Origin of the sequence: Mesorhizobium sp. M7A.F.Ca.AU.001.01.1.1 (genome assembly GCF_004022735.1) — a bacterium.
Lineage (GTDB): Bacteria > Pseudomonadota > Alphaproteobacteria > Rhizobiales > Rhizobiaceae > Mesorhizobium > Mesorhizobium ciceri.
Genome location: NZ_RZPF01000188.1, coordinates 1 through 9,432, shown reverse-complemented (window position 1 = coordinate 9,432; position 9,432 = coordinate 1). Strand labels below are relative to the sequence as shown.

Annotated in this window: 9 protein-coding genes and 1 pseudogene; 4 read left to right on the top strand and 6 right to left on the bottom strand. The window is 63.4% G+C overall.

Annotated elements, in window-relative coordinates; all coding sequences use genetic code 11:
* The 4 genes and pseudogenes from EN884_RS13950 to motA form a co-directional block, all read right to left on the bottom strand.
* Positions 1-531 (bottom strand): annotated as a pseudogene (locus EN884_RS13950) (flagellar motor switch protein FliG); the annotation flags it as partial.
* A 43-nt stretch (positions 532-574) separates the two neighbouring features.
* The gene (gene fliN / locus EN884_RS13945; protein ID WP_023809994.1) at positions 575-961 is read right to left on the bottom strand and encodes a flagellar motor switch protein FliN; all 387 of its coding nucleotides are present in this window, start codon (positions 959-961) and stop codon (positions 575-577) included.
* Positions 962-977: 16 nt separating this feature from the next.
* Positions 978-1,925 carry a FliM/FliN family flagellar motor switch protein gene (locus EN884_RS13940; protein WP_013529804.1) on the bottom strand — a complete coding sequence of 316 codons (948 nt, stop codon included), beginning with the start codon at positions 1,923-1,925 and terminating at the stop codon, positions 978-980.
* 32 nt (positions 1,926-1,957) lie between these two features.
* Positions 1,958-2,833 carry a flagellar motor stator protein MotA gene (motA, locus tag EN884_RS13935; RefSeq protein WP_013529803.1) on the bottom strand — a complete coding sequence of 292 codons (876 nt, stop codon included), beginning with the start codon at positions 2,831-2,833 and terminating at the stop codon, positions 1,958-1,960.
* 147 nt (positions 2,834-2,980) lie between these two features.
* Here motA and EN884_RS13930 point away from each other — a divergent pair, with 147 nt between their 5' ends.
* Positions 2,981-4,537 carry a DUF1217 domain-containing protein gene (locus EN884_RS13930; protein WP_245491931.1) on the top strand — a complete coding sequence of 519 codons (1,557 nt, stop codon included), beginning with the start codon at positions 2,981-2,983 and terminating at the stop codon, positions 4,535-4,537.
* A gap of 105 nt (positions 4,538-4,642) precedes the next feature.
* Positions 4,643-4,951: an SCP2 sterol-binding domain-containing protein gene (locus tag EN884_RS13925; protein WP_128337429.1), complete on the top strand. Its 309-nt coding sequence runs from the start codon at positions 4,643-4,645 to the stop codon at positions 4,949-4,951.
* 95 nt (positions 4,952-5,046) lie between these two features.
* Here the strand turns inward: EN884_RS13925 and EN884_RS13920 are convergent, their stop codons facing one another.
* The gene (locus EN884_RS13920; RefSeq protein ID WP_063168935.1) at positions 5,047-5,616 is read right to left on the bottom strand and encodes an N-acetyltransferase; all 570 of its coding nucleotides are present in this window, start codon (positions 5,614-5,616) and stop codon (positions 5,047-5,049) included.
* Between the two features lie 153 nt (positions 5,617-5,769).
* The gene (odc2, locus tag EN884_RS13915; RefSeq protein ID WP_024502712.1) at positions 5,770-6,903 is read right to left on the bottom strand and encodes an ornithine/lysine decarboxylase; all 1,134 of its coding nucleotides are present in this window, start codon (positions 6,901-6,903) and stop codon (positions 5,770-5,772) included.
* A gap of 540 nt (positions 6,904-7,443) precedes the next feature.
* On the opposite strand from odc2, the gene EN884_RS13910 reads away from it, so the two are divergent.
* Together EN884_RS13910 and EN884_RS13905 are read left to right on the top strand one after the other, a co-directional pair.
* Positions 7,444-8,640 carry an amidase gene (locus EN884_RS13910; RefSeq protein ID WP_063168936.1) on the top strand — a complete coding sequence of 399 codons (1,197 nt, stop codon included), beginning with the start codon at positions 7,444-7,446 and terminating at the stop codon, positions 8,638-8,640.
* A 2-nt stretch (positions 8,641-8,642) separates the two neighbouring features.
* The coding region (locus EN884_RS13905; RefSeq protein WP_164895005.1) for a LysR family transcriptional regulator at positions 8,643-9,432 on the top strand (790 nt) is incomplete at its 3' end.

Genomic DNA, 9,432 nt, shown 5'->3' with positions numbered 1-9,432 from the left:
GGCGGCAGCGTCGGGAACATTGGCCATCGTCACCATGCGCTTGATGATTTCTCCACGCATCGGCTTGGTCAGTGTCAGCAGCACGCTCGCCGCCACCTGCGGCGCCAGCTTCGACAACACCATGGCCGCTGTCTGCGGATGCTCACCGGCCAGGAAGGCGCCAAGCCGCGCCGGTTCGAGCTTTTCGAGCTCGGGCCAGATCGGCGGCGGGCCTTCCGGTGCGACCTCGAATTTCCTGTCGCCCATGATCGCGCTCATCTCTTCGGGCGAGAGCGATTCGTTGAGGATGGTGTCCATCCTGTCGGCGGAATCGAGCAATCCCGCCCCTTCGGTGAATTCGGCCTCGAACTCAGCGACAATGCGCTCAAGATCGCTTTGCGGAATCGTCCGCAGCAGCCGGGCGCCCTCGATCAGGGCCTTCAGTTCTTCCTGCTTGAAGAATTTCAGCAGGCGGCTGGCCGACGGCTTGCCCATCGCCACAAGTATGGCGGCCGCCTTCTGCGCGCGGGTCAAGGTCACCGGCGTCGTCATGCCACTCGCCTCCGCTGCCACCGGCAAGCCCCGCAAACCATGTCTAGGCGCCCTTCGTGCCGGCGATGATTTCGGTCAGCCTGATGCCGAAGCGCGAAGGATCGCTTTCCAGAACGGTTATCTCGCCGCGCGCGATCTTTCGGCCGTTGACCACGACGTCGACAGGTTCGCCGATGCGGCGATTGAGCGCCACGGTCGACCCTTTTTGCAGCGCCATCAGATCGGAGACCGGCATCTCGGTGCTGCCGAGGATGATCTGGACATCGACGGGGATGTTCATGATCACGCTCGAATTGGCCGATGAGGCCGCCCTGAACGCCGCATCGGGACGTTGCTCCTCTTCATGCAGGACCCCGCGCAACTCTTCGATGGCACGGTCGAGTTGCTCGTCCGGCTGGTCGAGGTCGGCTTCCGCCTTGGTTTTGGCCATGATCGTCTCCAAATGCTCAGGCGCGTCCGGCGGCAGCCGGCATCAGCCCGTCGATAAAGTCCTGCCCGGCATCGTAAGGTTGCCTGATCCGGACGGTGTAATTCTGTCCCAGTTTGCCGAACTCGCATACGAACAGCGTCTTGCCCCGTGCGCTGAGACGCGCCTGGGACTGGGCCGTTTCCTCGAATTCGATGACGTCGCCGATTTCGAAACCGGCGAGGTCGCCGAGCGTCAGCCGCGCCAGCGGCATCGTGGCCTCGAGCGCCACGGTGGAGCGCATCACCTCTTCCGAAAAGCGGGCGCGCCAGCTGGGGCCGTGATCGTCGTCGCTGACAGGCACGGCTCCGTCGCGGCTGGCCAGCACGACGCGCTGCGGCATCGTCACCGTCACGGTGCCACTGTCGGCCGGCGTCGAGATGCCAAGCACGATGCGGATTGCCGCGCCATCGCGCAGCACGTACCGCTTCGCCTCGGTGCCCGACATTGCCCGCGGCGCGGGCAGGCGCAGGTCGAGCGAACGCTTTCCCGATCCGTTGAGGGCCTGTGCGACCTGCTGGAACACCATGGTCGAAACATCGATTTCGATTTGCGACAGATCGCGTTCGATCGGCGATGCCGGCAGATCCGGGTCGCCGCCGAACAGCGTGCAGACCATGATGGCGATCGCCGGAGCATCGATTACCAGGGTCATCGCATCGGAGGACGCCGACGAGCCGATCACGGTCATCGCAAACGTGTCGCCGGCACGCGAACGCGCCTCGGGAACGCGGCTGACCTCGATCGCTTTGAGATCGACGACGACCGGAACGCCAAACTCGCTGGTCAGGGTTTTCTGCAGCAGCGGCACGGCGCGTTCGGCCATGGCGCGGCCTGCGTCGATGACCTGCGCGGCCTCACCGCTGTCGCCGACCAGACGCTCGATGATCAGCGAGCGCGCTTCCGCTGGACTGCCCAGGCTGGTCATGACAGTGCCGGGACCGATCTGTCGCGCATCGTTCAGGCGGCCTTCTTTTCGACGGTGCCGGTATTCATCGTGCTCTGCTCGACCGCGTCGATCGTCGGCCGTTCATAGGACGAGATGGTCTTGCGGCCGAACTCGATCGCCACCTGCGGCAGCGCGCCGTTCATGTAGGCCAACAGCGTCTGCTTGACGATGATATAGAGGCGGTTCTTCTTCTCGCGCACTGTCTTGATCTTGGTGGCGACCGGTCCGACCACAGAATAGGACAGGAAGATGCCGAGGAACGTTCCGACAAGCGCGGCACCAATCAAACCGCCGAGAATTTCCGGCGACTGGTCGAGCGCGCCCATCGCCTTGACCACGCCGAGCACGGCGGCGACGATGCCGAGCGCCGGCAGGCCATCGCCCACCGCCACCATCGCGTGATAGGCCTTCATCTTGTCGGACCTGATGGTCTGGATTTCTTCGTCCATCAGCGCCTCGATCTCGTGCGAGCGGGCATTGCCGATGATGATGATGCGGCAGTAGTCGCAGATGAAATGCGTCAGATCGTGGTTATGCAGCACGGTTGGGAACGCCTGGAAAATCGCCGACTCTTCCGGATTGTCGATATGCGCCTCGACCTCGCTGCGGGATTTCGAGCGCAGCTCGCGCATCAGCGAGTGCAGCACGCCGAGCGTTTCGAGATAGTCCTGTTCCTTCGGCACCGCCTGCTTGAAGGCTTCGAGAATGCCCTTGCCGGTATCCTTGACCGTCTTCATCGGATTGGCGACGAGGAAGGTGCCAAAAGCCGCACCACAGATGATCACTGCCTCCCAGGGCTGGATCAGCACGTGAAGATGGCCGCCCATGGCCATGAAGCCGCCAAGGACGCAGCCGAGCGTTACCACCAGTCCAATCAGAATGCCCACGACAGGTCCTTCCGCATTTCACATCAGGAGCTAGGGATAGCCCCCGTGCCTTGTGTGAGGCTTGAATCGAAGGCGTCGGAGACGATTCAGTTTCGCGCAAGGAAGTAGGGGTATTGTCCGGACATAGCTTCGGCCGGAGGCACCTCTTTGCTTAATACCTTTACCAGCTACCAGCTCATCACCAGGGACATTTCAAAGTCGATCGACAGGATCGAGCAGCAGCCCGTGGTTGATCGCGACACCAAGTATTATCTGGACAACATCACCAAGGTGAAATCGATCGACGATTTCGTCAAGAATGACCGTTTGTTCAAATATGCCATGAAGGCCTACGGGCTCGAGGACATGGCTTACGCCAAGGCCTTCATGGTCAAGGCACTCAAGGAAGGCGTCTCCGATCCCAACAGCTTCGCCAACAAGCTGACCGACAAGCGTTACGCCGAATTCGTCAGGGCCTTCAATTTCGCCGCCAACGGCACCAGTACGACTGTCTACAACAAGGCGCAGCAACTGGTGACCAGCAACTATGCGCTGCAAGTCCAGATCGGCGCCTCGCAGAAGGGGCTCCCTTACTACCAGAGCGAAACCGCCTACTACGTCACCAACATCGCCAAGGTTAGATCGGTCGACGACCTGATGGGCGACAGCCGCCTGCTGACATATGCGATGGCCGCTTTCGGACTCGACGCCGCAACCGAACCTGCCGCAACCGTCAAGGCGATGCTCGAAGGTGGCGTCAGCGATCCCGACAGTCCCGCCAACAAACTGCCCGACAAGAGCTACGCCAAATTCGTCGCAGCCTTCGACTTCGCCCAGTATGGCGATCAGACGACCATGCGCGACGATGTCCAGCAGGCGGTGCCGAAAGGATACATGGCCGGAGCCGGACTGACATTGGTCGAGCCAAGCGCGCAATATATCAAGGGCGAGGCCGATTATTACGCGGCAAACATTTCCAAGGTGACGTCGATCGACAACCTCATGGCGGACAAGCGCCTGCTCACCTTCGCCATGGCTTCCTACGGACTTGATGCGTCAACCGAAACGCCGCAGCAGATCCGCACAATGCTCGAGGGCGGCGTCAGCGACCCCGACAGCCCAGCAAACAAGCTGACGGATAAACGGTACGCCAACTTCGTCACGGCCTTCAACTTTGCCCAATATGGCGATCAGACAACGTCGCGCGACGAAGTGCAGAAAGACACCCCGAAAATCTATACGACGGAGTCGGCGCTTGGCCTGATCGCGCCGAATGCGGACTACATCAAGTCGGAGACCGCGTACTACCTTGCCAACGTCACGAACGTGAAATCCATCGACGACCTGATGGCCAACAGCCGATTGTACAACTACGTGCTCTCGGCCTACGGACTGGACCCGGCGACGGAAAGCAAGGACCTCATCCGCAACGTTCTTGCCGGCGGCATTCGCGACGCCGACAGCGTCGCCAACAAGATGACCAACAAGGCCTATGCCGGGCTGGCCGCCGCCTTCAACTTCGAACAACATGGCGAAGCGGCCACCACCATCAATCCGGCGCAGCAGCCGACCGTCGACAAATACATGCGCCAACTGGCTGCGCCGCAAGAAAAGCGAGACGGCGAGCGAAATGACCAAGGCGTTCAAGGAACACTGAGTTGCCGGGCTCGCATTTCCGGCCTCCTCCAGGCTCGCCTGCCGCAACGGCAGGAACCAACCGCCTGAATTCGCGTTGACGTAAACGTCAACGCAAAGCTATATGCGGCAGCGACCGTGATCGCGAAACCGCGGCACGGGCTTCGGCTGGATCGAAGCGCCGTTGCGAGACAGATGCAACCAGACAAGGAGAACAGCGTGAGCGTTCAGGAGATTGCCGAGAAGATCAAGTCGCGCGTGGCCAGCAGCGGGTTCGATCGTTCCGTGAAATTCGACACCGGCAGCGACGGCGTCATCGTCATCGACGGCGCAACCGTCTCGAACACCGATGCACCCACCGACTGCACCATCAAGCTCTCGCTCGACGATCTCGATTCGCTGATCGCTGGCGACCTGAACCCGACAATGGCGTTCATGACCGGCAAGATAAAGGTCGAAGGCGACATGACCGTTGCCATGGCGCTCAGCCAGCTGATCGGCTGAAGGCATGCAGGCGCCCAAGGTGGCGCCCACCAATCGCGAAAAAACGCCGCCTTTTCGGGCGGCGTTTTTGCATGAAATGCTGGCGGCTTCGTATCTCAGGCCGCCGATATCAATTCCTGCGCCTTCAGCTTGCGGCCGGCCGCCCTCAGCGTGCCGTGCACGCCGTCAAGCGCGCCTTCCACCAGTTCCAGCGCCAGCAGGCGGTGCCGCTCATAGGGTCCCGGCATGGCAAGCGAACCGGTCTTCTCGGCCGAGAAGCCGAAGCGCGCGTAATAGGGCGCATCGCCGACCAGAAGGATCGCGGCATGGCCAAGACGTGCCGCCTCGGCGATGGCATGGCGCATCAGGGCCGAGCCGATGCCGGCGTTCTTGAGCGACGGATCGACGGCAAGCGGGCCAAGCAGCAGCGCAGCCGCACCGCCCTCGCCCAGCCTGACGTCCCACAGCCGCACGGTGCCGGCGACGCCGCCCGAGCCATCGCGGGCGACGAAGACCAGGCCTTCCGAGGGCCGCCGGCCACGCCGCAGCTTCTCCGACGACTTTTTCCTGCGCTTCGGCCCCATCGCCCGATCGAGCAACGCCTCGCGCGCCGCAACATCGGCGGCGGTTTCGGCAACCATCACAAAGGCCGGTGCGTGGCCCCCAATTTCAACTGGCATTTCCATTTCCGTAATCCCTGGCGAGCGGAGATCTGTTCCACAGGCGAGCCCGGGTGGACGAAAGTCGCCCACCTGGGATGATCTGATCGGCTCTCTCAGCGCATTTTCAGGCGAAGTTGTGTCCGGTTCGCCGTTCGAAAATGCGCTGAGCAAGCGCCGTCAGATCACGTAGGATCGGAGAGGCTCGAAGCCGTTGAAGGCGACCGCCGAGTAGGTGGTCGTGTAGGCGCCGGTGCCTTCGATCAGCACCTCGTCGCCGATGGTCAGCGACAAAGGCAGCAGATAGGGCGTCTTCTCGTACATCACGTCGGCCGAATCGCAGGTCGGGCCGGCGAGCACGCAAGGTGCGGTCTCCGTGCCGTCATGCGCGGTGACGATCGGGTAGCGGATCGCCTCGTCCATCGTCTCGGCCAGGCCGCCGAACTTGCCGATGTCGAGGAACACCCAGCGCACATTGTCGTTGGCGGCCTTCTTCGAGATCAGCACGACTTCCGACTTGATGACGCCGGCATTGCCGACCATGCCACGGCCCGGCTCGATGATGGTCTCCGGAATGGCATTGCCGAAATGCTTGCGCAGCGCCGAGAAGATCGCCTGGCCATAGGCCTGGGCGGCCGGCACGTCACGCAGATAGCGCGTCGGGAAACCACCGCCCATATTGACCATCTTCAAGACGATGCCTTCCTCGGCGAGCGTCGCGAACACCACCTTGGCGTCGGCCAGCGCGCGGTCCCAGGCGGTCAGGTCGGTCTGCTGCGAGCCGACATGGAACGACACGCCATAGGCGTCGAGGCCGAGCCCCTTGGCATGGCGCAGCACGTCGACGGCCATCGCCGGCACGCAGCCGAACTTGCGCGACAGCGGCCACTCGGCGCCCTCGCCATCGGTCAGCACGCGGCAGAACACGCGCGCACCGGGCGCGACGCGGGCGATCTTCTCGACCTCTTCGACGCAATCGACGGCGAACAGGCGGATGCCGAGCTGGTAGGCGCGTGCGATGTCACGCTCCTTCTTGATGGTGTTGCCGAAGGAGATGCGGTCCGCCGGTGCACCAGCGTCCATCGCCATCTCGACTTCGGCAACGGAAGCGGTGTCGAAGGACGAGCCCATCGCAGCAAGCAGGCGCAGGATTTCCGGCGCCGGGTTTGCTTTCACCGCATAGTAGATCCTGGAATCGGGCAGCGCCTTCTCGAAGGCGCGGAAATTGTCGCGCACGACATCGAGGTCGACGACGAGGCAGGGGCCGGTCGGACGTCGGGTGGCGAGGAAGTCAAGGATGCGCTGGGTGGCCATCGGGGTCTCTCCATCAGCGCCTTTCGGCGCGCAATAAGGCTGCGGGACGCGGGCTGTCGGCCTCGCGAACTCGCGGTGGACAAAGGCGGGACGGAAATCCATGGAACCAGCCGGTGGAGACCCCGGAACCATGAAGCGCCGTCTCGCGGCGGTGAACCTTGGCCTTGCCCGGCCTCGGTTCGCTTTGTCTGCCTTGGCTTGGATGGGAGACCCGTCCGCACTGCCGGCAATGAAGGTGTGCCTCTTCAGTAACCCCGGTTTTTGGACAACCGGCAGAACACCAGAAAGGCCCGCACCGTCGTTGCTTCAAGGTGTCCTCGGGCTGGCGGTTGGCCGCTAGACCGACTGGAGGGGTTGGCTCCAGTTACCTTACCGATTTCCCTCACCATTCGAGGATCGGCGGACACCCACAGGCACGTGCGACTTTGGGCAAGCGCGATATAAGGGCGAAGACTTTCACAATCAATAAAAATCGTATCGCAGGTTGTAAAATTTCTGGCGTCGAACAATGTTGCGGCAACCGTATCCGGATATCGAACGATGACAGGCACGCACGGCCCTCTCAACGCCTTTCTCGATCTTCGCCAGATGCCCGTGGCACATGCCCAGCTCGGCCCGTTGGCCGGCCTGCGGCTGGCCGTCAAGGACATATACGACGTCGCCGGCTACCGCACCGGTTGCGGCAATTTGCAAAAATTCGCCGAAAGCCACGCAGCCTCGCGCACCGCACCCGCCGTGCAGATGATCCTCGATGCCGGCGCACGCTTCGTCGGCAAGACGCAGACCGACGAGCTCGCCTTCGCGCTGTTCGGTCAGAATGCGCATTTCTCGTTTCCGGTGAACCCGGCGGCACCCGACCGCGTCACCGGCGGCTCCTCATCGGGGTCGGCGGCGGCGGTGGCGGGCAGGCTGGCCGATATCGCCACTGGTTCCGACACCGGCGGCTCGATCCGCGCGCCGGCGAGCTTTTGCGGACTGATCGGGCTGCGCACCACGCATGGCCGCATTTCGCTCGACGGCACGATGAAGCTGGCGCCGAGCCTTGACACGTTCGGCTGGTTCGCCGACGACATCGAGACCTACGAGACCGTCGGCAAGCTGCTGCTCGGCCGCGATCCGCACCAGCACGTGTTGGACCGGCCGCTGGCGCTGGATTGGCTGGACGGGCTGGTCGCCCGCCCGGCGCTGGCCGAATATGCCGGAATGAAGGGGCTGGCGGGCGCGGTTTTCGGCGCGCCGGCGACGCCGGCAATCCGCTTCTCCTCATCTCCCGATGAACTTTACTGGTGCTTTCGCCGGCTGCAGGCCAGGGAGGCCTGGGCGGTGCATGGCGAATGGATCACCAGCGGCGAGCGCGGCCTCGGCACCGGCGTCGAGGAGCGTTTCGGCTTCGGCCGCGCCGTCGACGACAAGACGGCGCAGGCCGAGAAGGTGCGGCGTCTGACCTTTCGCGGCGAACTGAGCGCCCTGCTCGGCAAGGACGGCTTCCTTGTCCTGCCGACGGTGCCTGGTCCGGCGCCTTACGTGGACAGCACGCCGGAGCAGTTCCAGGCCTATCGCGAACGGGCGCTCCAGCTTCTGTGCCTGGCCGGCCTGTCCGGTTTTCCACAGATCACACTGCCCGTCGGCTCGGTCGCCGGCGCCCCGTTCGGCCTGTCGCTGCTTGGCCCTTCCGGCAGCGACATTGCCCTGATACGGCTCGGCCGGAAACTTCTCGACGCGGCACGAAAGGCCTGACCATGGACACACTGACGCGCATGCGCGCCTTCATCGACGTGGTCGAGGCCGAGGGCTTTTCCGCGGCGGCGCGCAAGATCGGCCGCTCCAAGGCCTTGCTGTCGAAATATGTGCGCGAGCTGGAGGACGAACTCGGCGCTTTGCTGCTCAACCGCACCACGCGCCAGTTCTCGATGACCGAGGCCGGCCACACCTATTACCGGCGCGCCTCGGAGATCGTGCGCGAGGTCGACAGCCTGGCCGACGCGGTGCGCGAATCCTCCGGCGACGTGCGCGGCCGGATCAAGCTGTCGGCGCCGCGCACCTTCGCCGACGCGCCGATCGGCCAGTCGCTGATCGACTTCGCCAAGCAGCATCCCGACATCGTGCTCGACATCCAGCTCGACGACCGCTTCGTCGATCTGGTCGAGGAAGGCTTCGACCTTGCGGTGCGTATCTCGCGGCTGGAGAACTCGTCGCTGATCGCCAGGCGTCTGGCGCCATTTTCGATAAAGCTCTGCGCCTCCCCCGAACTGATCGCCAAGCATGGCACGCCGACACGGCCGCAGGATCTCAGCCGCATGCCTTGCATCGTCGACACCAATGGCCGCGGACTGAACAACTGGCCGTTCAAGGGCGACAATGGCGATCCGGTCAGCGTTTCGGTGTCAGGTCCGATCGAGGTCAACAGCCCGATGACGGCGAGAGCCGCGGCCGTGTCCGGGCTGGGATTCACCGTCCTGCCGGATTTCATTGCCGCGCCCGATCTCGCGAGCGGCCGGCTGGTGTCGGTGATGGATGACCGTATCCTGT

Bases quoted from the DNA above. Each gene is read 5' to 3' on its own strand.
- EN884_RS13925 (WP_128337429.1), top strand. From the start codon at position 4,643: ATGCAACCAGACAAGGAGAACAGCGTGAGCGTTCAGGAGATTGCCGAG.
- EN884_RS13920 (WP_063168935.1), bottom strand. From the start codon at position 5,616: ATGGAAATGCCAGTTGAAATTGGGGGCCACGCACCGGCCTTTGTGATG.
- EN884_RS13940 (WP_013529804.1), bottom strand. From the start codon at position 1,925: ATGACCAGCCTGGGCAGTCCAGCGGAAGCGCGCTCGCTGATCATCGAG.
- odc2 (WP_024502712.1), bottom strand. From the start codon at position 6,903: ATGGCCACCCAGCGCATCCTTGACTTCCTCGCCACCCGACGTCCGACC.
- EN884_RS13910 (WP_063168936.1), top strand. From the start codon at position 7,444: ATGACAGGCACGCACGGCCCTCTCAACGCCTTTCTCGATCTTCGCCAG.
- fliN (WP_023809994.1), bottom strand. From the start codon at position 961: ATGGCCAAAACCAAGGCGGAAGCCGACCTCGACCAGCCGGACGAGCAA.